The 26,279-nt window shown below is 45.7% G+C and carries 23 protein-coding genes; 22 read left to right on the top strand and 1 reads right to left on the bottom strand.

From position 1 onward, the window contains the following. Positions 1 to 263 precede the first annotated feature (263 nt). From PVOR_RS19435 to PVOR_RS19360, 18 genes are all read left to right on the top strand, one after another. The gene (locus tag PVOR_RS19435; RefSeq protein WP_006211158.1) at positions 264 to 1,301 is read left to right on the top strand and encodes an ABC transporter substrate-binding protein; all 1,038 of its coding nucleotides are present in this window, start codon (positions 264 to 266) and stop codon (positions 1,299 to 1,301) included. 58 nt (positions 1,302 to 1,359) lie between these two features. Continuing rightward, a complete protein-coding gene (locus tag PVOR_RS19430; RefSeq protein WP_006211157.1) occupies positions 1,360 to 2,280 on the top strand; it encodes an ABC transporter permease in 921 nt (306 codons plus the stop codon). Next, on the top strand, positions 2,280 to 3,074 hold the full coding sequence (locus PVOR_RS19425) for an ABC transporter ATP-binding protein (RefSeq protein WP_006211156.1): 795 nt from the start codon (positions 2,280 to 2,282) through the stop codon (positions 3,072 to 3,074). Before PVOR_RS19430 ends, PVOR_RS19425 begins: the two co-directional genes overlap by 1 nt. A 292-nt stretch (positions 3,075 to 3,366) precedes the next feature. Beyond that, complete coding sequence (locus tag PVOR_RS19420) at positions 3,367 to 4,050, top strand: response regulator transcription factor (RefSeq protein ID WP_036642480.1); 684 nt, start codon at positions 3,367 to 3,369, stop codon at positions 4,048 to 4,050. Continuing rightward, the gene (locus PVOR_RS19415; protein WP_006211154.1) at positions 4,051 to 5,052 is read left to right on the top strand and encodes a sensor histidine kinase; all 1,002 of its coding nucleotides are present in this window, start codon (positions 4,051 to 4,053) and stop codon (positions 5,050 to 5,052) included. Between the two features lie 106 nt (positions 5,053 to 5,158). After that, on the top strand, positions 5,159 to 6,097 hold the full coding sequence (locus tag PVOR_RS19410) for a VanZ family protein (protein ID WP_006211153.1): 939 nt from the start codon (positions 5,159 to 5,161) through the stop codon (positions 6,095 to 6,097). 24 nt (positions 6,098 to 6,121) lie between these two features. After that, entirely contained in the window at positions 6,122 to 6,805 is a 684-nt protein-coding gene (locus PVOR_RS19405; RefSeq protein WP_006211152.1) for an ABC transporter ATP-binding protein, read from the top strand. Next, positions 6,802 to 9,396, top strand: coding sequence for an ABC transporter permease (locus PVOR_RS19400; RefSeq protein ID WP_006211151.1), 2,595 nt, complete (start codon positions 6,802 to 6,804; stop codon positions 9,394 to 9,396). The genes PVOR_RS19405 and PVOR_RS19400 overlap by 4 nt, the downstream gene beginning before the upstream one ends. A 241-nt stretch (positions 9,397 to 9,637) precedes the next feature. Further along, positions 9,638 to 11,026, top strand: coding sequence for a helix-turn-helix domain-containing protein (locus tag PVOR_RS19395; protein WP_040680788.1), 1,389 nt, complete (start codon positions 9,638 to 9,640; stop codon positions 11,024 to 11,026). Between the two features lie 334 nt (positions 11,027 to 11,360). Further along, the gene (locus tag PVOR_RS19390) at positions 11,361 to 12,746 is read left to right on the top strand and encodes a helix-turn-helix domain-containing protein (protein WP_006211149.1); all 1,386 of its coding nucleotides are present in this window, start codon (positions 11,361 to 11,363) and stop codon (positions 12,744 to 12,746) included. 33 nt (positions 12,747 to 12,779) lie between these two features. Continuing rightward, complete coding sequence (locus PVOR_RS19385; RefSeq protein WP_006211148.1) at positions 12,780 to 14,165, top strand: helix-turn-helix transcriptional regulator; 1,386 nt, start codon at positions 12,780 to 12,782, stop codon at positions 14,163 to 14,165. 131 nt (positions 14,166 to 14,296) lie between these two features. Beyond that, positions 14,297 to 15,535: a CynX/NimT family MFS transporter gene (locus PVOR_RS19380; protein WP_006211147.1), complete on the top strand. Its 1,239-nt coding sequence runs from the start codon at positions 14,297 to 14,299 to the stop codon at positions 15,533 to 15,535. 484 nt (positions 15,536 to 16,019) lie between these two features. Then, positions 16,020 to 16,532 (top strand): copper amine oxidase N-terminal domain-containing protein, encoded by a 513-nt coding sequence (locus PVOR_RS29320; protein ID WP_006211146.1) that lies wholly within the window; start codon positions 16,020 to 16,022, stop codon positions 16,530 to 16,532. Positions 16,533 to 17,201: 669 nt separating this feature from the next. Then, positions 17,202 to 17,435 carry a transposase gene (locus PVOR_RS33080; RefSeq protein WP_138917806.1) on the top strand — a complete coding sequence of 78 codons (234 nt, stop codon included), beginning with the start codon at positions 17,202 to 17,204 and terminating at the stop codon, positions 17,433 to 17,435. A gap of 42 nt (positions 17,436 to 17,477) precedes the next feature. Further along, positions 17,478 to 17,642 (top strand): transposase, encoded by a 165-nt coding sequence (locus PVOR_RS33075; protein ID WP_160164016.1) that lies wholly within the window; start codon positions 17,478 to 17,480, stop codon positions 17,640 to 17,642. 112 nt (positions 17,643 to 17,754) lie between these two features. Beyond that, entirely contained in the window at positions 17,755 to 18,276 is a 522-nt protein-coding gene (locus tag PVOR_RS19370; RefSeq protein ID WP_006211145.1) for a hypothetical protein, read from the top strand. 1,098 nt (positions 18,277 to 19,374) lie between these two features. Beyond that, positions 19,375 to 20,565, top strand: a complete 1,191-nt coding sequence (chrA, locus tag PVOR_RS19365; protein WP_419144522.1) for a chromate efflux transporter — start codon at positions 19,375 to 19,377, stop codon at positions 20,563 to 20,565. Positions 20,566 to 20,733: 168 nt separating this feature from the next. Continuing rightward, positions 20,734 to 21,699: an NAD(P)/FAD-dependent oxidoreductase gene (locus PVOR_RS19360; protein ID WP_006211143.1), complete on the top strand. Its 966-nt coding sequence runs from the start codon at positions 20,734 to 20,736 to the stop codon at positions 21,697 to 21,699. Between the two features lie 93 nt (positions 21,700 to 21,792). Here PVOR_RS19360 and PVOR_RS19355 read toward each other — a convergent pair whose 3' ends face one another. Next, positions 21,793 to 22,095, bottom strand: coding sequence for a hypothetical protein (locus tag PVOR_RS19355; RefSeq protein WP_006211142.1), 303 nt, complete (start codon positions 22,093 to 22,095; stop codon positions 21,793 to 21,795). Positions 22,096 to 22,237: 142 nt separating this feature from the next. On the opposite strand from PVOR_RS19355, the gene PVOR_RS19350 reads away from it, so the two are divergent. The 4 genes from PVOR_RS19350 (at position 22,238) to PVOR_RS19335 (ending at position 26,271) form a co-directional block, all read left to right on the top strand. Continuing rightward, positions 22,238 to 22,636, top strand: coding sequence for an antibiotic biosynthesis monooxygenase family protein (locus tag PVOR_RS19350; RefSeq protein WP_006211141.1), 399 nt, complete (start codon positions 22,238 to 22,240; stop codon positions 22,634 to 22,636). A 237-nt stretch (positions 22,637 to 22,873) separates the two neighbouring features. Further along, entirely contained in the window at positions 22,874 to 23,854 is a 981-nt protein-coding gene (locus PVOR_RS19345; RefSeq protein WP_006211140.1) for an AAA family ATPase, read from the top strand. A gap of 12 nt (positions 23,855 to 23,866) precedes the next feature. Continuing rightward, complete coding sequence (locus PVOR_RS19340; RefSeq protein WP_006211139.1) at positions 23,867 to 24,970, top strand: DUF58 domain-containing protein; 1,104 nt, start codon at positions 23,867 to 23,869, stop codon at positions 24,968 to 24,970. Beyond that, the gene (locus tag PVOR_RS19335) at positions 24,967 to 26,271 is read left to right on the top strand and encodes a DUF4129 domain-containing protein (RefSeq protein ID WP_006211138.1); all 1,305 of its coding nucleotides are present in this window, start codon (positions 24,967 to 24,969) and stop codon (positions 26,269 to 26,271) included. Before PVOR_RS19340 ends, PVOR_RS19335 begins: the two co-directional genes overlap by 4 nt. Positions 26,272 to 26,279: the final 8 nt, after the last annotated feature.

The raw sequence follows: 26,279 nt of genomic DNA, 5'->3' as shown, positions 1-26,279 counted from the left end.
AACATATCATGCTTGGCTGACATCCCCGGGGTTGTTGTTGTCCGGGGATGTTCTTTTGTGTAAAGGATCATTCTCTTGAAAATCCTGATTGACGAATACAATTGGGTACATATAAAATGTTCATAATAGACCGTTGTTCAATTGGAACGACCTATTTTTTGACTTTAATGCTTTCGTCTATGAAAGCGGGGAAGCGTTGTCGCTTTATGTAGAAAATTATGGTTTGCAAGGCAAAGTGGTTAACAAATGAGAGGGGAATCATGATGAAGAGAAAAATGTGGTTATCACTTACACTGTCCGCATTGCTGGTTACGGCTGTTGGGTGCGGGGACAAGCAGGAAGGCGGCACGACCCAAACGGGTAGCGGCGGAGATGCAGAGAAGAAAGAGTACAGCATTGCGATATCGCAGATCGTAGAGCATCCATCTCTGGATGCAACACGGGAGGGTATTCTGGCAGCACTGAAGGAAGCCGGCATCTCGGAGGATGACAAAACGCTGAAGATTGATTACAACAATGCACAAGGTGACCCGGCGAACAACCTCTCGATTGGACAGAAGCTGAAGGATACAAAATCGGATCTGGTGATCGCGATTGCAACCGATTCGGCACAGGCTGTGGCGCAGAACGTGAAGGAGAAGCCGGTCTTGTTCGCAGCTGTAACAGATCCGCTCGATGCGAAGCTGGTCAGCGATTTGAAGAAACCAGGGGGCAACATCACCGGGGCATCTGACACGAACCCGGAAGCAACCAAACAATTGATGAATTTTGTAAATACTCATTTTCCAAATGTTAAGAGGATTGGTTTGGTCTTAGATGAAGGAGAAGCAAATGCGGTTGTTATGGCAAACACGGCAGAAGAGGTACTTTCGGAGCATGGAATCGAGCTTGTGAAAGCTGCTGTTACCAATACTTCGGAAGTGAAGCAAGCAGCGGAATCGCTAGTCGGTAAAGTGGATGCCTTTTATATCACACTGGATAATACCGTGGTAAGTGGAGTCGAGACAATTATTCAGACCGCACAAAAGAATAAAATTCCGTTCTTTTCCAGTGACCGCGATACGGTGGAAAAGGGAGCTTTTGCAACGGTTGGATTCAAGTACTACGATCATGGATATCAGGTGGGCCAGATGGCCGTAGAGATCCTGAAAAACGGCAAGAATCCGGGGGACATGGAAATCACGAAGCCGGATAAACTCGATCTGATCTTGAACACGAAGGTTGCGGCTGACTATGGAATCGAAGTGACGGACGCCATGAAACAGGAAGTCAAAGACCCGGACAATAACATCATCGAGTAAGAGTAAGGCGCGGAGATAACAGCCCGCGCCTTGCTTAATCCTAAAGGAGGTCAAAGACATGCTGGATTTCGTGATGAAACTGGATGGTCCAATTGAATTGGGGCTGCTGTATGCGCTGATGGCGCTCGGCGTATATATTACGTTCCGAATTCTGGATTTTCCGGATCTGACCGTGGATGGAAGTTTTACGACAGGGGCAGCGATTGCAGCGATCCTGATTACAAACGGTGTGAATCCGTGGCTTGCAACGCTGGCTGCATTTGCCGGGGGCATGGTAGCCGGTATCTGTACGGGCTTGCTGCATACCAAGGGCAAGATTAACGGGCTGCTCTCCGGTATCATCATGATGATTGCCTTGTACTCGATCAATATGAGAATTATGGGCAAACCTAACATCTCACTAAGTCAGGAAGAAATTATCTTCGGGTCTATTGATCCGATCTATATTATGTTGGTGATTGTAATTATTGGAAAGCTGCTGCTGGATGCATTCTTCCGCACGGACCTTGGCCTTGCGCTCCGTGCGACAGGGGATAACAAGCGGATGATTCGCAGCTTTGGCGCGAATACCGATACAACCACGATTCTGGGACTTAGCATCTCGAACGGACTGGTCGCTTTATCCGGTGCTGTTGTTGCCCAGCAATCAAGTTTTGCGGACATCGGCTCCGGTATTGGAATGATTGTCATTGGCTTGGCGTCCGTTATCATTGGCGAGGCTGTTCTGGGTACCGGTTCGGTATTCCGGACGACGCTGGCTGTAATCTGCGGTTCGATTATTTATCGGATTGTCGTTGCCGCTGCTTATGAGATTCCATGGCTCGAAGCTTCGGATCTGAAATTAATTACCGCTGTTATCGTTATTATTGCCCTGGTGGTTCCAACCATCAACCGGGCGATGAAACAGCGTTCACAGGCACGGAGGCGTTCAATCGAACTATTGGCAGCTCAAGGGAAGAGCAAAGGAGGTGCGCTCTGATGCTGGAAATGAATCATGTCTCCAAGCTGTTTAATCCGGGCACGGTGGATGAGAAGATTGCCTTGATGGATGTCAATCTTCACTTAAAGCCGGGGGATTTCGTGACGGTTATCGGGAGTAACGGTGCAGGCAAATCCACATTGATGAATATCATCTCTGGCGTGATGAAGCCGGATGCCGGAGAAGTGCGTATTGACGGCACTTCGATCGGCCATCTGCCGGAATTCCGTCGCAGTCGCTGGATCGGCCGCGTATTTCAGGATCCGATGGCAGGCACTGCGCCGCATATGACCATTGAAGAGAATCTGGCGATGGCTCATCGCCGCGGCCAGTCCCGCGGGCTCAGCATAGGCGTTACAGCCTCCAAGCGCGCCAGCTTCCGCAAGCATTTGGAGCGGCTTGGCATTGGCCTTGAGGATCGGCTTCGGGCCAAAGTAGGGATGCTGTCCGGCGGGGAGCGCCAGGCGCTTAGCTTGCTGATGGCGACCTTCACGCAGCCGCAAATCCTGCTGCTGGATGAGCACACAGCAGCGCTTGATCCGGCCCGTGCCGAGCTGATCACCCGAATAACCGATGAAATCGTGCGGGATATGAAGCTGACCACGCTGATGGTTACGCACAATATGGAACAAGCCATTCGTCTGGGCAATCGCCTTATCATGATGGATAAGGGACGAATCATTCTGGATGTGGATGAAGAGCGCAAGAAATCCCTGACGGTGGAGCAGCTGTTAGGGGAATTTGAGCAGATTAGCGGTCACAAGCTGTCTGACGATCGTCTAGTTCTGGGATAAACATATTGTTGTGAGATGAGATACACTTCATCCAATATATTCGCTAAGCCCTTAAGACTGAGGGTTTAGCGTTTTTTTTATACTCTGATTCCTTCCATGTCCGTCATCTCCATCGCTTTTTGCATGGATTCCTGATAACGTGTTAATGTTGGGTGAACCACAACTACAATCCAACAGAAATATCAAGTGTATGCTTTGTTGTAAAATGCCTGACGACTGCTAATCTTAATTAGCGGACGTTTGAATATAGGAGGCTTGTTGATCCATGGTCGTTCACAAAGATGATTTGCAGATGAACATTTTATTAGTCGAAGACGATAAGACGATTGCATCGGGTCTGGAATATTCGCTGCAGCAGGATGGTTTTTCAACTGTTCTCTGCCATGATGTTGCATCAGCCCAGAGGGTGCTCGCCGAGGACATAGATCAGTTTGCGTTATGCTTGTTCGATTTACAGCTTCCGGACGGGAGCGGCTACGAATTGTGTAAGCTGGTGAAAGAGCGACGAGACATTCCGGTCATCTTCTTAACGGTGATCGACGATGAGGTCAATGTCGTGATGGGGCTCGACATGGGAGCCGACGACTACATTACTAAACCATTTCGAGTTCGTGAGCTGCTCTCCCGGATCAAGTCCGTCTTGCGGAGATACCAGAAGCCGTCCCACACCAGAGCGATCATAGACATCGATCATATCCGAATCAATACGCTGGAAGGCAAAGTACATAAAAAAGGGACCGAAATTCCACTTACCGCCTTAGAGTATCGTCTACTGCTGATCTTTGGCAACCACATCGGACAGGTTCTCACAAGGAATCAGCTTCTGGAGCAAATCTGGGACGTGGCCGGCGACTTCGTGAATGACAATACGTTAACGGTTTATATCAAAAGGCTAAGGGAAAAGCTGGAGGATGATCCAGGACATCCGACTTTGATCAAAACCGTACGCGGATTAGGCTATAAGGTCGGTGATTAGATGCTGCGTAATCGGGAAGTCCAAATGTTATTGCTCGCCATGGGCGCAATCAGCTTATCGGCGATTGTTGCTGCTGCCTTTATCTCGTCTGTCACGGCGGCGTTTGTTGCCATTCTGTCCATTCTGCTTATTGGCACCAGTTTGTTATTCACGAGATGGAGATATCGCGAGCTGGCGAAGCTGTCCGCCTATTTACGGGAAATTAGCAACGGTAATGATTCCCTTGACATTCGCGATAATCAAGAAGGCGAGCTGAGCATTCTCAAGAATGATATTTACAAAGTGACCCTTATGCTCTCGGAGCACCGCTCTCTATTGCAGCGGGACAAAATCCAGTTGACGGATGCCATCTCCGATATTTCGCATCAGCTCAAAACGCCGCTTACCTCCATGACCGTGATGGCGGATTTGTTAAGCGCCCCTGACCTGCCTCCTGCCAAAAGATCAGAGTTCACCCATCATATTCGCGTCCAGCTTGAACGCATCGATTGGCTGGTTTCTTCCTTATTAAAGCTATCGAAAATGGACGCGAAGACCATCCCTTTCAAGAAAGATCAAATCCTCGTGAAAAGCCTTATTCAGAAGGCATTAGAGCCGATCATGATTCCGATGGATATCAAGGGACAGTCCGTTTCTATCGCGGGCGATGATAACGTTTCTTTTGTCGGCGATTTCAATTGGACTGCCGAAGCGGTCATCAATATTCTAAAAAACGGTGTGGAGCATACGCCTGAAGGCGGAGCGATCGCCATCACATATTCCGAAAACACGCTATTTACGGAAATTGTCATAACAGACAATGGAATAGGCATCCCGAAAGAGGATCTGCCCTACATTTTCAAGCGTTTTTACAAAGGGAAAAATGCCGGTGAGGGAAGCATTGGCATAGGACTTGCGATGGCACATAGCATCGTTGCCAGCCAGAACGGCGTGATCGATGTGATGAGCGACAGTGAGCAGGGTACGCAGTTCCGAATTAAATTTTATAAGCAAGTGGTATAGCGGGGCGGCACGCCGTAAGTGACTGAATTGTCACCTCCATCGTCACGGGAAAGTCATTTTAGACAGATAAAATGATATTCATCAGCTAAACGATGGAGGTGAAACCATGCAATTGAAGCAACACCGCAAGATGATATTGGGCCTCACGATAGGTTACACCCTGTTGATTCTTTATTTTTTGTTTTTCGCTTTCGGTCGATTAGACACGGTAGATCAGATTACGGAGCACACCTTTATGTTCTTGCCGGACAGTTTTTTTAGGCTGCCAGATATATCCGAACTTCTGCATCCTGCACTGATGGATCTTGTCGGCTTTGGGAACATCGCAGCCTTCATCCCTTTTGGCATTTTGATTCCGTTGTTATATCAGACCAGCTTTATACGATTCCTGACGGGGTTCATCCTGTCCATTCTCATCCTGGAGACCATTCAGGCACTGACGTTTCTCGGCAGCTTCGATATGAATGACGTCATACAGAACGCATCGGGCGCAGCCATCGGATTCGGGGCGTACAAACTCGGCTTTCGTACAAAAAACGACTGGAGAAATATAGCTGCTGCGGGCATTTCCAGTGTTGTCCTGCTGCTCGGGGTATGGGGAGTCTTCGGTATAGTTGACCAAGTGTTTACCAAAGAAATGGGTCCGTTTGTGGCGATAAATGAATGGAAAGACAGCACCGGAAACCCATCAAGGGGAACCCAGCGATACAGTCTCAGCATCGGCGGTCAAATTGTAGAACCCCAATATAATGTGTACAGCATCGAAGGCAAAATGAAGGAGGCGTACACGTATACGTTAGGCAACAAGGAGGAGATCTATCTCTACCTGAATTATGGAATTCCTGATCAAAAGGAATCCCATGGCAGCATCAGGGTTGCTGTCGATGGACATGAGATGCTGTCCGTATATGCAGAAGCGCAACGCCATGAGGCGAATATGTCCGAAATCCTCATTCCGCAGGCCCATGAGCTTACGATCACCCTGGAGGGCAATGCAACCCTGTGGGATGTTGGATTTAGAGAAATGGTATATTTCTGGAATTGAGTATTAAGAGCAGGAGGTATGGCAATGGAAATTTTAAGAATCGAGCAGTTGTCTAAAATATATGGCACAGGTGAATCGGCAGTGAAGGCGCTTGACGATGTTTCTTTTTCGGTGCAAAAAGGCGAATTCATTGCGATTATCGGCCCGTCCGGTTCGGGGAAATCGACACTGCTTCATATGCTGGGCGGCGTGGATCGGCCGACTGGCGGCAAAGTTTTTGTTCAGGATACGGACATGTATACCTTGAACGAAACGCAGCTGGCCATCTTCAGACGCAGGCAAATCGGCTTGATCTACCAGTTTTTCAATCTGATTCCCGTCCTGACGGTGGAGGAGAATATGACGCTGCCGCTCTTGCTGGACAAGCAAAAGGTAGATCAACAGCAGTTGGACAGCCTTGTGAATACGCTGAATTTGCAGCATCGGTTAAATCATCTGCCGAATCAGTTATCCGGCGGACAGCAGCAGCGGGTCTCGATTGGCAGAGCGCTCATCGGCAATCCTGCGATCATGCTGGCCGACGAGCCGACCGGGAATCTGGACAGCAAGAATAGCAGCGAGATCGTCGATTTATTAAAAATGTTGAATAAGACCTATCAGCAGACGCTGATCGTTATCACGCATGATGAACGAATCGCCTTGCAAGCCGACAGGATCATCTCAATTGAAGACGGGAGGATTGCCAAAGACGAGGTGATCAGGCGATGAACATTGTTCATACACTAACCATCCGGCATCTGAAGCAGAACAAGAGACGGACGCTGGTAACGATCATCGGCGTCATCATATCGGTTGCCATGGTGACCGCTGTCGCTACGCTTGTGTTTTCCTTCTCGGATGTAATGGTCAGGCACACCATTGCAGACACCGGGGAGTGGCATGTCCAATATCAAGATGTCACCAAGGAGCAGCTTGCGGCAATACAGGGCGATGACGAATCCAAATCTGTTGCGATGACAAGAGATGTTGGGTACGCCCCATTAGAAGGGGGTGAGAATCCCAATAAGCCGTATTTATTCATCAAGGAATATAATGCGCAAGGTTTTGAGCAATTTCAGATTGACCTAAGCAAGGGACGTCTCCCGCAGACGGACAAGGAAGTTGTCATATCCGAAGCTGTTGCAATGGACGGCAAAGTGAATTACGACATCGGCGATCATCTCACCCTTCGCGTCGGGGAACGATTCGAGCAAGAAGGCAATCATTGTCTGGACCAGACCGAACCGCTGCGCAGGGAAGACGGCACATTGACCGAAACGCTGGAGCATGTCAAGACAAGGGAGTATACGGTGGTAGGCATCATTAAATCTCCCGTATGGGAATCGGCTTGGGCCCCGGGGTATACAATCCTTAGTTATGTCGATGAAAATTTCATCGGGGCAGACGATCGAGTCGATGCGTTGGTGGTGTTACAGCGTGTCAACCCGTTCTTGTTCGTTCATGCGGAGGAGTTGGCTGAGAAGAACGATATCGGTAACGTCCAATATAATAACAGCTTGCTTCATTATTACGGCCTGTCCAAAAGCGAAGCCTCGTACAGCATGATGTTCTCCTTATCAGCGATCATTATGGGGGTCATTATGATCGGCTCGGTTTCGCTCATCTATAATGCTTTTGCGATATCCGTCTCGGAACGCTCCCGCCATTTAGGGATGCTTGCGAGTGTGGGGGCTACGAAGAGACAGAAGCGAAATTCAGTGCTTTTTGAAGGCATTGTCATTGGCTTGATCAGCATTCCTATTGGCATCCTATGCGGGCTTGCCGGAATTGGAATCACCTTTTGGTTCATGAATTCCATGATTCAAGGGGCATTATGGACCCAAGAAGAGTTGAGACTCATCGTCACGCCGTTATCACTCTTGATTACTTGTATGGTGTCGATGCTGACGATTTTCATTTCGACGTATGTCCCGGCGATCCGAGCATCCAAGGTATCCGCCATGGACGCGATTCGCCAAACCACCGATGTGAAACTTACGGTCAAAGCCGTGAGAACGTCGAAGTTCATTCGCAAGCTGTTCGGCATTGAAGCGGAGATCGGGCTGAAAAATTTAAAACGGAACAAACGGAGATATCATGCTATCGTATTTTCGCTTGTTATCAGCATCGTTTTGTTTCTAACGGTATCGTTTTTCACCGTCGGTATGAAACGATCCCTGGATCTGTCGCAGGAAGGCGTCGACTTTGATATTGAAGTATCGTACAGCAGCGGCAAAAGAATAGACGAACGGTTGATGCAATCGATTGTTTCCCTGGATGGTGTTACAGAGTACAATATGACTCACGAGTGGTACAAGAACGCTTGGATCGAGGAAGCGTTGATTGCCGAAGAATTGCAGGAGAAGGTTAAGAAGGATAGGGAGTTGCTTCAGAACGGGAAATATCCTTACGATATCAAGATTCATGCACTGAACGATTCCAGTCTGCAAGCCTATGCCACAGCCGTCGGCGCAGATTACACGCAGCTTACGGATCCGGATCATCCCGCCGCAATTGTGATGGATACAATCCATTACCAAGACATGAATACGGGGAGATATATCCAGACGAAGGCTATGTATGCGAATATCGGTCAAAGCATCGAATTAACGAATATCAGTGAAGAAAGTGGCGGATCAACGAAGAAGATAAGCAACGTGACCGTTGCCGCATTGACGGATCAAGCTCCCATGGGGATGAACCCGGTAGGTGTTGGCGGGTTGAATATCATTGTGTCGGAACGCGTCATGGATCGACTGACAGACAACGAGGATTCAGCTAACGTTCAGACATACGTCCATCTGAGAAGCACGGAACCGATGAAAACGCAGCAGGAAATCGAAGAGATGCATGAGACCAATCTGAATATCTACAATGTGTATCAATCCAGAAGAAGCGAGGAACAACAGATACGATTGATGTCGGTCTTTTCATACGGTTTTATCGTACTCATATCGGCGATTTCCATCGCGAACATATTTAATACGATCTCAACCGGCATATCTCTTCGAAAAGTAGAGTTTGCGATGCTGAAATCCGTTGGCATGACGCCAAAAGGGTTTGCGAAAATGATGAACTACGAAAGTGTTTTTTACGGGGTCAAGTCGCTGATCTTCGGTCTTCCCATCAGTTTCGTTGTGATGTATCTGATCGATAGAGCATTTGCGAACAAATTTAGCTACGAGTTCACCTTCCCGTGGCTGAGCGTTCTGTCTGTCATGGTCGCGGTATTTGTCATTGTCGGTTCCGCCATGTTGTACTCCGGCTCGAAGGTGAAGAAGGAAAACATTATTGATGCATTAAAGCAGGAGAGTATATAATGAGGAAGCAGAAGAAGCGTATCCGAAATTTTCGGAGCGCTTTTTCTCATAGTAGAAATAAAACGGACGATATATAAAATAGATGAGAAATGTAAATATATTTGGTATTTTTAAAGTGTTTTGGTTATTTTGTGTAAAAATATGACGTAATTAAGTATTGACCGCTGGAATATTAATCAATATGATTACTATAAAGAGATATACTAATATTTGGGTTCTGATCCTAAAGGGTGGTGTTAGCTTGGAAATGACAGCCACGATTCGCGAACAAATGGAAGAGTTCCTACATAAGAACGAGATGACGATTAATCGGTTTGCTGAAATATCGGAGGTCAATAGCGGCACACTCAGCAACATTCTGAACGGAAATCGACCGATTTCCATGCAGCAATTGGACCGGATTACGGCAGGGATGGGTTTGGAAGAGGGTTATTTTTACGAGCTGTATATAGATGAATGCATATTTCATGCCACACCGGATTGGCGTCGGCTGGGACCGTTTCTTCACCGGTGCGCAGACCTGGGAAAGCTGGATTGTCTGGACAAGGCCGTCCGGATGACAATGGATAATATTTCCTATTCTCCCTTACTCTTTGAAACGGCGGAGGTTTTTTTCAGAGAGGGGAAGCACGAGGCGGCGGTGCTGCTCTATAAGAGCGTGGCTGAGAGTGAGAGATTCCAGCATTCCGAACGGCTGGCTTTATGCCAGTATCGATTGTTTACGTTGGAATTGGGTGATGATCAGGAGGTTAATTCAAGGGCTGCAGTATACTTTGAACCTTATATTGATAGATTAGATGAGGTCTATCAATTGGATGCGCTAGTTGATTTAATTAATGTAAATGGTTCTATTCATAGATGGGATAAAGTAGAGGAATTCGCTGAGCTAATGTTGCATAAAGCAATGATTGAGTTTAAGTATAGTGAGACTAAAGGTTATATTGAAGTAAGAAGGAAGAATCCTCTTGTCTTTTATATTTTATACGCAAATCTATCATTAGAAAATAGCTATAGTGAGCGTGGAGAATACGAAAAGGCATTATACTATGTATCACAATATGCAAATCCTATATGGATAGAAGATCCGAATAATGAGGAAATGCGGATTATAGACCAGTTTAAAGAGTGGGCTGTAGCTAATAGATATGTGTACCAGTTAATGGTTGGTCAAATTGAGGTTCTCTCTGACTATGTGGATTATGTTTCGACACGAGAAGAAGAGATTTTTCCGGCTCTGTGTAACATAATGATTGCAGCGAATCGGCATCGATTTAGAGTTGATGATATATTAGAAAGTTATGGACAATATCTTGTTTATAAGGAACAACGATACCTTATAGGTAAAATTAGTACACAAGTTACACTCGAACGATACACTCGATTACTGGCGGAATTAGGAATATATTATATAAGTTTAGAACGTTATGACAAAGGAATTGAATTTATATTGGAAAGTTTGGGAAATTCCATTACAATCAATAGTAATAATGGCATGCTTAGATGTATGGGGCTATTCGAGCAATATCGTCATTTTTCGTCATTCGAATTACAAAAACGATATACTATTTTAGTTAGCGAGGTGCAAAAATTAAATGAGAAAAAAATTGGCTTATCTATTGGTTATCTCTAGTATCATTTGTGCTGTCGCTGTACCGACGATGAACGTTAATGCAGAGAGCAACAAACAACCAGAGATACTTACGACGTCTGGTCATGGTTTTGGACTTGGAAATAATTAAGATACTTAATCGCGAAATAAGTGTGTTATAGATTAAGTAAGATGCTTCCGAATTTTTGGAGGCGTCTTTTTATTATATTTCGTAGTATTATTAATATATTTCATCATTTAAAAACAACAGATCCATTATGTTGATTCGCTATTGACCTCGCTAAAGTAAAATAATAGCATGTAATTAAATATTTAATATACTAATTTCTGGTTCTCATCTGGGGGGTGTTGTTACTTGGAAACGACAGCCACGATTCGCGGGGAAATAGTTGCATTTTTGCAGAATCATCATATGACGATTAATCAATTTGCCAGGATATCGGGTATCAACAGCGGGACACTTAGTAATATCCTAAATGGTAATCGTCCCATGTCCATGCATCAGTTAGATCGGATTACCGACGCAATGGGTCTGGAAGAAGGCTATTTCTATGATCTGTACATTCCTGAGTGTATCTTTCATGCGACTCCGGATTGGCGGAGATTGGGGCCGTTTCTTCTCCGATGTGCAGAGCTGGGAAAGCTGGATTGTCTGCATCGGGCAGCCCGAATGACACTGGAGAACATATCGTATGCACCGATGCTATTTGATATGGCCGAAGCCTTATTTAATGAGGACAAGCATAAAGCGGCAGCTTTGTTGTACGAATCTGTGGCTGAGTGTGAAAAGTTTCAGTATTCAGAGCGATTAGCTCTTTGTAAGTATCGATTATTCGTAATCGGATTAGGAGAGAATCAGGAAGATAATTTACAAGCTGCTGTATACTTTGAACCCTATATTGATAGATTGGATGATATGTATCAATTGGACGCGTGTCATAAACTTATTAATTTAAATGTATCCTTACAACGGTGGGATAAAATTGAAGCGCTTGGAAAACTAATGGGGAAAAAAGCTGGAATTCAATACCAACAAAATAGAAGTACTCTTAGAACGTATGAGTTATCAGAGAGACCAATTATTTTTTATATATTATATTCGTATTTAATTCAGGCCTATATGTATCAAGAACGAGGAGATTATGACAATGCGTTTTATTATGTGTCGTTATATGAGAAACCTGATTGGATAGAAAATCCTAGCAATGAAGAGTTGCTGATTATGGAGCAGTTCAAGGAATGGGCTGAGGCTAATCGGTATATGTATGGTTTAATGAGTGGACAACCCAATGCTTTAAACCCATATGTAGATTATGTGGACTCACGAGAAGATGAGATTTTTTTGGCGCTTTGTAATATTCTGATTGCAGCCAATCGCTATCAACTTCATATCGATCATATATTGGATCGGTATAAGGAGCATCTGGTTTACAAAACGCAGCAAAATCAGCTCGGAAAGGTGAGCGATCAGGTGACCTTAAACCGCTATACGCGGCTTCTTGCGGAGCTTGGGATATATTATATAAATTCCAAACAGTTTGACCGTGGACTGGCATACATCTTGGACAGTCTGGAGTACTCCATCAGAACCAAAAGTGACAATGGAATGCTGCGCTGCATGGGGATATTTGAGCAATTCCGTCATTTTTCTTCCGAGGACACCCAGCGGCGATATACTGAATTAGTCCAGGATGTTCAGAAGCTATCGGTATACGCCTGGAGCCCGCAAGTGCAGAACTAACTAATATTTGGATTTCCCTGGGGGTGTTGTTATTTGAAAACGACAGCCACGATTCGCGGAGAAATAACGAAATTTTTACAGGATAACGAATTAACGCTAAATCAATTTGCGAGAATATCCGGTGTGAATACGGGGTCCTTGAGCAGTATACTTAACGGAAATCGTCCCATGTCCATGAATCAATTGGATCGCATCACTACCAGTATAGGATATCCTGAAGGATTTTTTTATGATCGATACATTTCGGAATGTATATTTCATACCACGCCTGACTGGAGACGGTTAGGAGCTTTTCTTCAACGATGCGCAGAGCTAGGCAAGCTGGATTGTCTGCAAAAAGCCGCCCGATTAACGATGGAAAATATCAGTTATGCTCCGCTGCTTTTTGAATTGGCGGAAGATTTGTTCAATGAAGAAAATTATAAAGCAGCGGTTATATTGTATGAGTGTGTAGCAGAGAGTGAGAAGTTCCAGCATTCTGAGAGGCTTGCCTTATGTCATTATCGACTATTTAAGTTAGAATTAAGTGATAATATGGAGTCTAACTTAAAGGTGGCCGTAACTTTTGAACATTATGTTGATCGGCTGGATGATGTGTATCAACTAGATGCATATAGGAAGCTTATTAACGTTAACGTTTCTTTGCTCAGAAGTGATATGGTGAAAGTTCTGGCTGAAAAAATGGGCCGTACGGCGAAAATACAATATACAAACAATAACAAAAAAAAGACAACGAAAAATGAACAAGAGAAACCCACCATTTTTTACATATTATATTCGTATTTAAGTCTATCATACGCTTGTCGTGAAGCAGGAAACCTTGAGGGTGCACTAGAGTATCTTTCAATGTATGAAAATCCTAATTGGTTAAAGGCAAAGGAATTTTCTGATGAGGAAATTATAACTGTTGATCAGTTTAAAGAATGGGCTAAAGCGAACCGTTACTTGTATAGACTCATGGCTGGAGATTCTGACGTACTGCCTGAATATATAGATTATATTGAATCAAGAACGGATGAGATTTTTACAGCCCTGTGTAACTTTGTAGTAGCTGCTAACAGATATCATTTCAACATAGATCATATAGTGGACCAGTTTCGGGAATACCAGGCATTTAAATTACAGAAAAACAAACTTGGGAAAGTTAGTGAACACGTCACAATGAACCAATATACGCGGCTTCTATCCGAATTGGGGATATACTATTTAAATTCCAAACAATTTGATCGTGGGCTGAAGTACATTGTAGATAGTCTGGAGTATTCCATTAAGATTAAAAGCGATCGAGGAATGCTGCGATGCATGGGGATATTTGAGCAATTCCGTCATTTTTCGTCCGAGGATATTCAGAGACGGTATACCGAATTAATTCGAGATGTTCAAAAATTATCGGTGTACGCCTGGAGCCCGCTTGTGTAGGGTATGGCTTGTGGCCATAACCAGTGAAGCAGCGTCAGTGGCCTCCCTGAGCTATAGCCTAATGTCCGGGTTTATGATAAACTCGGATAAGTTTATTTTTACATATCGTAACAGAGTAAGGAGTCCATGTAATGACATCAAGAACATCGTTAGAACCAACCACAAGTTCCACAGGGCGTACATGGTTGATCTTTGCAGGCATTATCCTAATTGCCATTAACCTGAGAGCGGCAATAACCTCGGTAGGCCCGCTGATTGGGATCATTCGTGAGGATACAGGAATATCGAGTACCATGGCTGGTATGCTGACGACGCTGCCGCTGTTGGCTTTTGCTCTATTATCGCCAATGGCTCCCGCCATGGCCAAAAAGTGGGGACTGGAAACCACCCTGCTGCTTAGCATGGTGGTGTTGACATTCGGAATCGGCATACGTTCCATATCATCGCCGGTTACTTTATTATTGGGAACTGCATTTCTGGGAGTGGCCATAGCCGTAGGGAACGTGCTGCTTCCGAGTCTCGTTAAGCGGGATTTCCCGCGGCATATCGGATTGATGACAGGCACCTATTCGGCATCAATGAATCTGCTAGCCGCCACCGCATCCGGGGTTAGTATCCCGCTTGCAACGCAAGCAGGTCTTGGCTGGCAGGGTTCCCTGTTGATCTGGGCGTCATTATCCGTGTTAGCTCTGATCGTATGGCTGATTCAACGCAGCAGCTCTGACAAGACAGCAGAAGTCCGTTCGACTGCAACCAAACAACAGAGTGTGCTTCGTTCACCGCTTGCTTGGTATATCACTTTATTTATGGGGCTTCAATCGTTTACGTTCTATGTGAACATCTCTTGGCTGCCCGAGATTCTGAGAAGTCAAGGCATGGATTATAGTGCTGCCGGGTGGATGCTCTCCATACTTCAATTTGTCAGTTTGCCGTTCTCCTTCATTATTCCTGTTCTGGCTGGCCGAAATCCGAATCAGCGTGTTCTGGTGACCATCTCTGCATTATCCATGCTCACTGGTTACGTAGGATTATTATCCGGCATGTCCTCATTAAATCTCCTATGGGTGATGTTGGTCGGTATTTCCGGCGGGGCGAATTTCAGTTTATCCCTGATGTTCTTTACTTTACGTACCAAAACGGCCCACGAAGCCGCGGCGTTATCGGGGATGGCTCAGTCTCTGGGTTACTTGCTGGCCGCGATCGGCCCGATGCTCATCGGGTTCCTGCATGACGCTACAGACGGTTGGAAGGTTCCCCTCATGGTTTTGTCCGCAGTCGTTGTTGTGCTGTTCTTCTTCGGTTTTGGCGCAGCCAAACCGGGGTATACCTCAGCGTCGGGTGAATCTACGCCGAAGATGGAGAAGCCATAACGGCGGAGGGGGGTTATCAAGGTTGTATTTTTTAAGTACATCTTTAAGAGCTCCCTGGACAACGGTCCGGCGGGCATTGCTAAGCTTCGAGTCTGAGAATAAAAAAAAAGTCGCGGAAACGCGACTTTTTGTGTTTTTAACAAGTTAAGTTCTCATTCCGAATAGGACACCAATTCAATTCATTAGCCCGAATAAAACAAGCAGTTGTAATCATAGCTTACTTGACAATTGCTAAATTTCATTGGATTTTAGGAGAGCTAACGATTAGGATAGTTTGTTATTTTATTATATTTTGTTCCATGATTTTTAAAGTGAACTTTTAATTGCAGTTTATACATTGATTTCATGTATGTGAAGAAACAAGGAGAGTCAGATGATAAGCAATTTTTGACATTTATGTCCTCTGCAATAGCTGGAGAAAGAAACATTTACTCTATGTATGACGTCTAATCTTACAAATAATCTTAATTTTAGGAGGATCATAATGTTCAAAAAAATGTCTCTTACGATGTTGGCAGCATCTATGCTTGTACTGCCTAACTTTAGCTCATCTAGCTATGCCGCTGAAGCACCGGTTACAATAGATAGTGGTATTTTGAAAAACAATCGGGTGCTCATACCTCTTAGAGCCGTTTCTGAAAACTTAGGAGCAGACGTTGATTGGAATCAACAACAAAAAACAATTAGAATTACTAAAGATGCTACAGAAATGGTTCTTACCCTTAATTCTAACAAAGTTTTGCTCAATCAATCGGAAATTCTTCTTGATGTTCCAGCGGAACTAAATTACAACTCCACTTATGTGCCGGCCCGTTTTGTAAGTCAAACTTTGGGAGCAGATGTAAATTGGAACCAAAAAACTGGTCAGGCGACAATCACGTTGGAGGGAAAACAACTCCAGGTAACCATGCAAAAACCACAAGTTCAAGTTCCGAATGCGAAAAAAATAACAGATAAGCTAAAGACAAGTGTTCGTGAACAAATTAAACGAAGCTAACCGACCTATCTTCAATCAAGCAGATCAGTAACTTACTTCAGCCCATACTTTACGGATAAATTTATCAATGAAATCATACGTAGCAAAGGATTGAAATACGACTTTAAATTTACAACGATTTATCCATCGGCCATCAGTTATACTGAAACCAATTGCGCCAAATTGACTCAATCTTCAGGTCCTAACTCTAAATATGCACCTAATGAAACACTCTACAGAACGGCCAAACTGGTTTATACAAGTAAAGGCTGGAAAATTGATTCGGTAGATTTCTCCTTGGTTAAAGAGGTATTGAATCCTTAAAACTATTTTAGTTATAACCGCAAGTAAATAATTACTGTAACGTAACAACAGGATTCAAAGTAACTTCAAAAGCCCGTTTCCAGAAATAATCAGGATCCCCATATGCAAGTGTCGAATTTGCATATCCTGCAAACGACCAAGTTCCCCCGGTAATTTGACGTACATCATAAGATGTACCTGAGCCGCTAATAAGGAACGCACTTTTCCCAGAAAGTGTATTTTTATGAGTTTGCATTCTGTTTCGCAATACACTCTGTAAATGTGAATAATCCGCAGGACTGTTGAATAGAAGCATATACTGATCCGCAATTGTAGCGACATTAGTATATAACGAATTCGCTCTAGAGTGCGAGTTCACCAGCATGGATCAGGCGCAAAAGGGGGCAAAGCAAGCAAGCGATCGGACGTTCCCGAGGTGGATTAAGCACGAAAATTCATGCAATAGTTGACGCGTTAGGAAATCCACTTCGCTTCAACTTGACCGGAGGTGAAGCGCATGACTCCGTCCAAGGTTTCAATCTCCTTAAAAGCATGAAACTGACCCGGAAGCAAGTTCTAGCCGACCGAGGTATGATACGAATGCCATTCGGACCTTTTTGAAGGAACAACAGGCCATAGATTCTCGGGAAGAAAAACCGCCGAGTGATCCCGAAATATGATCGGGATGTCTACAAAGAGCGCCATTTGGTGGAATGCTTCTTTAATAAAGTAAAGAATTATCGTCGTTTGGCGACTCGATATGATAAATTAGCGTGTACATTCAAGTCTTTTTTGGCCTTGGCATCCATTATGGTGTGGCTTGCTTGAGTTTGAAGACACGCCCTAGTATGAACTATTTATTTCTTTATTTAAGAATAAGATTTGTGTAGAATATTTTGCACAAATCTTATTCTATTTTGGGAGAAAAGGAGATGGGAAATTGAAAAGAATCATTATATTCACTGGTATCCCTCTTTTGCTAATCATCATTTTTCTATTTATTTACCAATTTCCAGAAAAAATAAGTGTTGTTCGTACTGCTGTTGCTTTTAATGATAGAAATCCCGACTCTCTTAAGAATACTTCTATTAATATTGAAGGAACGATATATCGACCTTTGTTTAGGCAGCATATTTTTAAGGGCTCCATTAAAATTAGAGGGATAGAAAAAACAGAAAATTATGAAACTCTCAATACAGAAGTACTTAAAAGAAAAAATGGTATAAACATGGGGAATTTGATTTACAATAAGACTCATAATAACCCGCCACAGCATGCCAATATGCTTGGTATTATTTGGTTTGACGATAGTTTTCTAAATATAAGTGTTTTGGGTATTGACATGGAGAATAATCAAAATGAGGCCATTTATATTGCGACTGGTGGGACATATGAAGAAGGAATATCTACATTACGAAAAATGAGAGATAATTACGGTTCTGGGTTTATAAACTTTGAATAATGTTGCAACTGAAAAAATCTCCATGTAAACCACTTGAATGTAAATTAGTTCGATAAAAAATGTATACAAACAAATGTTTGTTCTTATTTCAGGGTGTATCTCATAATTATGCAATAAAAATTGATGAAGAAATAACTCGGTGATCTATAGCTGAGTTATTTCTTTTGTGATGAAGAGTAACCTCTCAATCTTCAATTAATCTGTTATTGCTCGTTTTTCACTATTGTATATAGTTTAAGAGCCATTGAATCACAAATTAATTATAAATTAGAGGGTTTTGTTGAAGGTAATTTGTATGAATTAACTGACGGACTAACATGGAAGCATGTTGACAATAAATATGATATTACCTTTGATATAAGACCTGAGGTTATTATCTATAAAGATGACGCAAAATTTTATATGATAGTTTAAGGTATGATGGGACATGTCGAAGTTGGAAAAGTAAAACAAAGTTCTAGAATATTTGAAATAGATCAACTTTATGTTTTTTAAGATTAATGAAGCCTAAATTAGATAAAAAATTTGATTTAATCTAAAGACAAGCCCTATTTTTGATATGGTGGCTTGTTTTTGTTTAAATGTATAAGTTTTGAACTAACTCAATGACAAAAATGAAATGGGTAGGATGGCGAGGGATAGTCCAGAAAGTAAAGAGGGGGGAGTACCATGAGAAGTCTCATTCTCATACATCTATGGCTAAAAAGCTCAGTAATGCAATACGCGTAAGTCCTCGAATCATTGCGTGAGGAGCTATCAACGATTTAGTGCTAATTAATAGTTGTATAGATGAAAATAACCACATTCCAAAAGATATAATTACTCACTTACAGAATGTGAAAGATATCTGGAGTTTATATCATCTTGTACATGGTGCAAGGTGAACAGTAATAGCAGTTACTGCTCAAATTTTACATAGCGTTTACATAAAGAGGTGGATTGATGTTGTGCATATGTTGTAACCTAAAATTTGATCATACGATGCATGCCTAGGCATGCACTCATGAAAATCCTATTTCCATTGAACTTTAGCGTAAGGGGAGCGAAGACATATTGAACACAGAGATCGAGAAAGAACAAGCACAGGCACAGGCTCAAATGGGCGATAATCAACCGTCCGGAAGATGGCGCGCCATTAGCGAAACGTGGTGGACTGCTCTTCAGCTGGGACTCACCTCGTTTGGAGGACCGATTGCGCATCTTGGCTATTTCCACGGAACTTATGTTCAGCGAAAAAAGTGGCTGGATGAGAAAAGTTATGCCGATCTGGTGGCACTGGCTCAGTTCCTTCCCGGACCGGCCAGCAGCCAGGTCGGAATTGGTGTCGGTGTGATGAGAGCGGGACTATGGGGCGGCATTGTGGCATGGCTCGGATTTACGCTGCCGTCCGTGCTCATGCTGATGATTTTTGCCTATCTGATGCAGACCTTCGATCCGGGCTCGGCTGGATGGATTCAAGGACTGAAAATTGTTGCAGTCGCGATAGTAGCTCAAGCGGTTCTCGGGATGGCGGGGAAGCTGGCTTCGGGCCCCGTGCGTGCGGCTTTAGCGTTTATAGCAATGGCTGTCGTTCTGCTGTGGCAATCTCCCATATCTCAAGTAATGGTCATTGCTCTTGCCGGTATATCGGGACTGTGGTTGTTTAAGCGGCAGGCTAACGATGAGAAGGCTGCCGATATGAAGATCCCTATTGGACGGACAGCCGGACTGTTTTGCCTAGGTTTGTTTGTTGTTTTGCTGGTGGGACTCCCGCTGCTGAGAGCGATGACCGATAATGGCTGGGTGGCCATTGTTGACAGCTTCTACCGTGCCGGGTCACTTGTATTCGGCGGGGGTCATGTGGTTCTGCCTCTGCTTGAGAGTGAGACGGTGCTAAACGGCTGGATGTCCAAGGAGGATTTTCTGACCGGTTATGGGGCAACACAGGCTGTACCTGGACCGCTGTTTACTTTTGCGGCTTACCTCGGTGTTGTAATACAAGGAATACCTGGGGGCATCGTGGCAACACTTGCTATTTTTCTGCCCGGATTTCTGCTCATCGTGGGGTCGATGCCGTTCTGGAACAGCATCCGCAGAAACCCTAAACTTCAAGGCATGCTGACAGGGATGAATGCAGCTGTGGTCGGTATTTTGCTGGCCGCATTGTATCACCCGATATGGACATCTTCTATTCATAGTCCGCTTGAGTTCGTGATGGGGGCGGGATTGTTTGGAATGCTGATGTTCTGGAAAAGCCCGCCGTGGCTTGTTGTGATTGCCGGTGCGATAGCCGGTCAACTGCTGCTATAGAGTATGATTTAGCTTAGACCTTGGCACGATGTGCCGAGGTCTATTTTATTGCCAGGAGTAAATCTCCATGGATTGGTTAAATATTTAGGGTATACCTTTTGCAGGAAGCATACCGGATACAAAAAGCTCCGGCTATGAATTCTATATAGAAATGAGTGGAGAACCTACATGATAGACACCAAAGTGAAGGATTGCATCATTATTGGCGGCGGTATTGCTGGTTTGCAGGCCGCTATACAATTGGGGCGGTATTCAGCTTACGACGTGCTGGTGATCGACAGGGGAACGGGGCGTTCCACGATATGCAAGAGCTACCGCAACATTCTCGGCTGGCCGGACGGGGTTTCAGGCGAAGAGCTGAGGCAGCGGGGACGCAAGCAGGCAGAGGCTGTCGGCGTTGCTTTTGCAGCGGATGACATTCGGAAGGCGGAGCGGGATGAAGCGCGGCATTTTGTGTTAACCGGGAAAGACGGAGCCCAATATCGGGCGCGAACCCTGCTGCTGGCAACCGGCTTGATGGACCGGTTCCCGGAGCTTCCGGGCCTGATGTCGACGCTAGGCAGCTCGGTGTTTGTCTGTCCTGATTGTGACGGGTATGAAATCCAGAATCGGAAGACCGTCGTGATGGGATCAGGAGATCCCGGTGCCAGTATGGCCTTGCTGCTATCGGAGCGAACCAGGGATATTACCTATGTCAATCATGAGGGGAAGCCGGCTTCTTCCGAGCATATGCGCCAATTAGCTGAGCTCGGGATTCCGTATGTGGAGAAGAAGGTAGCGGAGATTCGTTCTGAGGAGAGCGGCATCATCTCTGCTGTCGTGCTGGAGGATGGGAGCCTTTTGCCTGCGGAGCGGGGGTTTATCTCCTTTGGAGGGAACAGCATCTATTCGGAATTGGCTGAGCAGCTCGGGGCTGAGCTTGAGCATAATCGACATGTCATAACCGATCCCAGGTCCAAAATGACAAGCGTTGAATGGCTCTGGGCCGCAGGTGACTTGGGAGTTCATTCCGAATTGACCACGGTTGCTATGGGGGAAGGTGCAACGGCTGCCATCTGGATTAATAAAACATTGAAGCAGCTGACAGGTAAATCTGCAATGCAATCTGATGGTTGTGGCGGCGAGTCTGAGTAAGCTTCCGTCTAAGCTAATTGCAGCAGGATTCTAAAAAACCCGCCTTGTTTGCACGGTATGCTCTATGAGAACCGTGAAACAGGGCGGGTTTTGTTAAGTCAGACCAAATCGGGTGATATGGTCTTCAAGCTCATATTTATGCAGCAATTCGGTCTGCTTGGGACCGATCAGATCAAAATGCGGGTAAGGCAGGCGGTGATGGATATACTCCGGATTGAGCCCATTGGACAAACACCAATCTTCAAGACGTCGGATGTTCGAACAGCCCACCTTGGTTACGGTATTGAACTGGGGGAATCGCTTGTCATACCAGTAGTGAGTCAAAAAAGCGATGTCGCCTCGCGCCACCTGCTGCTTCCATTGCTGCAATTCCTGTTTGGAGATGCCGAATGCCATGTTTGTCTCATCCTCGTTAGTGTATTCATTCTTCTTATTATATCAGCATATACTTGACTGCACCTACTGTTTTCATAGCGTGATGCCGTCAAAGTACAAGCTGCCTCACGGTTGATGGATAAATATCAAGAGGGGGAACGATATGATACTGGAATCAGCGATACTTTATATTAAACCCGGGCTTGCGAGTGATTTCGAGAGCGCCTTCCGGGCGGCTTCCGGCGTTCTGTTAACGAAGAAGGGATATGTAGATCATGAGCTTCATAAATGTGTGGAGAACAGGGATGAATATATATTCCTTGTTCGCTGGAGCGGGATTAAAGATCATTTGCTCGGTTTCCGGGGACACCCGGATTATAAGAAATGGTCAGCATTGCTTGAACCATTCTACGCAAGTCCGCCTGAGGTCAAGCATTATATCGACATTCGGATCGACAGTCGCGAGCAAGCTGAAATGGAGCTGGTCAAACTATCGATCCCGGGCAGCGGAACGGATGCGGAAGCAGATGCAGATGCAGATGAGGAATCTGCTTCTGATTGATCTTTTTTCACGGGCAATTATAACAGATCCCAATACGATCAGCATTTATATGATGAATCCTGAAGCTGTCCCTGGACAGCTTCTTGCCTTATTTATGACTATGTAGAGTAAATGGTCGCCTGGCTGGTCAGCTCTGGGAACGGAAGCTTAACGCAAACTGTGACTTATTTTGCCCTGAATAACAGGAATTATGGCAGGTCATGCCGAACTTTGTTGTTAAGTTAAACTATATAAGGGGTGGTTCCAATCATTACAGATTATCATGCCGTTCGCCGTCTTGCCGATGATATTCGAGCAAACGTTTCCAAGGTTATGGTGGGTAAGGAACAGCTGATCGACAGGCTCTTTATTGCGATGGTGACCTCTGGCCATGTTCTGCTTGAAGACGTACCGGGCACGGGGAAAACCTTGCTGGCCAAATCCATCTCGAAGTCCATTGACTGCACGTTTAAAAGAGTTCAGTTTACCCCGGATCTGCTGCCGTCTGATCTGAGCGGTATATATTTCTATAATCAACAATCCTCGGCGTTTCAATTTCGGCCGGGCCCTTTGTTCACGAATATCCTTCTTGCCGATGAGATTAACAGAGCAACGCCCCGCACGCAGTCCAGCTTGCTGGAGTGCATGGAGGAGCGGCAGATCAGCATTGACGGGGTAACCCATCAGCTGGAGGAACCCTTCCTGGTCATCGCCACGCAGAACCCGCTGGAGCAGCAGGGCACATTTCCACTGCCGGAGGCGCAGCTGGACCGATTCCTGTTTAAACTGAATATGGGCTATCCCACCTCACAGGAAAGCGTCGATATCCTGAAGCGATTCAAGGATAATCAACCCTTGGAGTCGCTTGCGGCGATTGCAGCCTCTGAGAGCATCGTGCAAGCCAGGCAAATCGTCAACAAGGTGCATGTCAGTGACGAGATGTTAGCTTACATCGTTTCGTTGGCGGAGCATTCCAGAAGGGATGAAGCGGTTGCCTCCGGAGTAAGTCCGAGGGGATGTCAGGCCCTGCTGAAGGCCGTACAGGTACAAGCTGTCCTGCAGGGCCGGGAGTTTGTGACGCCTGACGATGTGAAGGAGCTGGCTGTGCCAGCCTGGGCACACCGGTTGAAGCTTCGGGGCACACTTCAAAGCCGGGGCGGGGCCGCCGCTTCTGAAGAAGTGATCGAGCGGTTGCTGCAGCAGGTTTCCGTACCGACAGAAGAAGGCATTTCGTCGTAGGGGGCGGTTGCCATGGGAGCCTACTGGATATTGTTCATCGCCGCTGTGGTTGTCGTTGTGCAGGGCAAGATTTTTAAACGGATGGCATTGAAAAAGCTGAATTACAGCCGTTCCTTCAAGGTGTCGACTTGTTATGAGGGAGATTCCGTCGAATTGATCGAAATCATAGAGAACCGCAAAGCATTGCCTGTCCCCTGGTTGAGGGTAGAGTCCCAATTCCGCTCGGGTCTGGCCTTCGATAATCAATTAAACCTGGATATCAGTGAGGGGCAATTCAATCAGAACCACAAGAGTTTCTTCAGTCTTCTGCCATGGACCAAAATCCTGCGCAGACATCGGATTACCGCGAAGCAAAGAGGTCTGTACAAGCTGGGAACCGTATCGATGACAACAGGCGATCTGATCGGACTGGAATCGATTGTGCAGAGTAAGACATTAACCGGCGGAATTTTGGTGTATCCAATGCCGCTTGATGTGTCGGATATGGATTTGCCCGTGCAGACCTGGATGGGCGAAATGCTGGTCCGCAGATGGATCATGGAGGACCCGTTTCTCATATCGGGTGTTCGTGAATATCGGGATGGAGATCCGCTGAAGGATATTCAGTGGAAGGCCACTGCGCGGACGGGCACCCTGCAGGTTCACAGACGGGATACGACCGCAGACAGCCGTCTGATGATCTACCTGAATATTGAGGATCATGAGCAGATGTGGAGCAAAGCTACAAGGCCTGAGCCCATCGAGCATGGAATCCGGCTGGCAGCTGGAATAACGGCACATTTATTGTCGCAAGGGATGGAGATCGGAATGGGGACGAACGGGACGCTGGGTGAGACCGAGGATGACGCCTTTGTCCCCGTTGCTGGCGGCATGGAGCAGCAGCATCTGATATTCGAAATGCTGGCAAGACTGGAGCTCACCCGCAGACTTTCTTTTCATGATTACCTGGCTTATGAGCTGTCGCGGCATGAGGAGGCAAGGGATATCCTTATTCTGACCACTTATGTGAGCCCAAGGCTGGAAGAGATGTTTCAGCGGTTTCGTGAGAACGGACATCGTGTCGACGTCCTCCCTCTCGGAGATGTTCCTTCTCCTGCGAAGGAGGTGTCAGCATGAATGTTCACGTATCGGGATATATGAAGGCTTTGCTGCAGGGCTTCGTAGAGTGTGTGTTGTTTTTCCCCGTTCTGTTTATTCCCGCATTCTACCTAATGCCTGAATCCTTCCGATGGGTATGGCCTGCGCTGGTATTAGCCGGGTACATACTGGGTTATACTGGAGGGCAGTTATTTAAATTCAATCGTCAATTCAAGGCATTCCTATGGGGCTGCCTGGTTTCCGTTTTGTTATCCATTGCCATGCTGGGTGTTGATCTCGCTCTCGCCTATTCCATTCCCGTATTATTTGTTGCAAGTTATCGGGGGAGCCGAATGGAGCAGATAAGCTGGAATCTGATGTTCCCAGGCACCTATTTCCTGATCGGTTTGATCCTGTACGGGGTCAGCAGTTTCATATTAAGCTTCATGGATTCATTTCAGGATGGAATACCAGCTCTGACGTGGATGGGAGCGGCTGCCTTGGTGCTGACGCTGCTGATCGTCAATCGGCAGTTCGTGCTCGATGAGACGCTCCCGGGCAAAGATCAGCCGGTATTGGAACGGCGCGTTCTGCGCTACAATCGATGGTTTATTATCGTACTACTGATTCTAATCGGAATCGTGGCTTTTCTGCCACAGCTTCAGCAGTGGTTCTCCGATCTCGCGAGGGGAATAGCAGCCTGGATCTCCGGGCTGTTCGGCTCTGGAGCAGAGCAGGCTCCGGAGCCGCCTTCGATGGCAGAGCCGCCGCCCGAAATGCCTATGATGGAGGAAGAACCGAAGTCGCCAAGCAAGTGGATGAAAGTGATTGAACAAATGTTGATCTATGGTGTATTCCTTGCTATCGGGGTTGGAGTTGTATACGTCTTGTTCAGATTCGGCAAAGTGCTGCCCACGCTCTACAGAAAATTCTCGGCGTGGATGAACAGAATGATGAACAGACAGAACGTTCAGCCCTCGCTGGGTTATGAGGATGAAGTGGAGAATATCGAACACGATCCTGCATCGAAACGTCTTAGACGATTGTTGTCCGGTGTGCGTTTCGGTGGAAGGCATCGTGAGGGCGAAGAATCGGAACACCTGAATCAGAAAATCCGTCAAATGTATCGCAGGATACTTTCCCGAAGCATCCGTGAAGGCTATAATTGGAAAGCGGCTCTGACCCCTCGGGAAACCGAACACGATCTTAAGGATTGGGATGGGCAGAGCGATCGCATTCCGCAATCCTTGATAGAGCTGTACGAGGAAGCGCGCTATGGCAACCGTGACATTACCAAGGAAGAATTTGAACGGCTGCAACAAGATAGGAAGTTTAAATGAGGAGTGAA

Source organism: Paenibacillus vortex V453, assembly GCF_000193415.1.
GTDB lineage: Bacteria > Bacillota > Bacilli > Paenibacillales > Paenibacillaceae > Paenibacillus_AQ > Paenibacillus_AQ glucanolyticus.
This window is presented reverse-complemented; position numbering and strand designations above follow the sequence as displayed.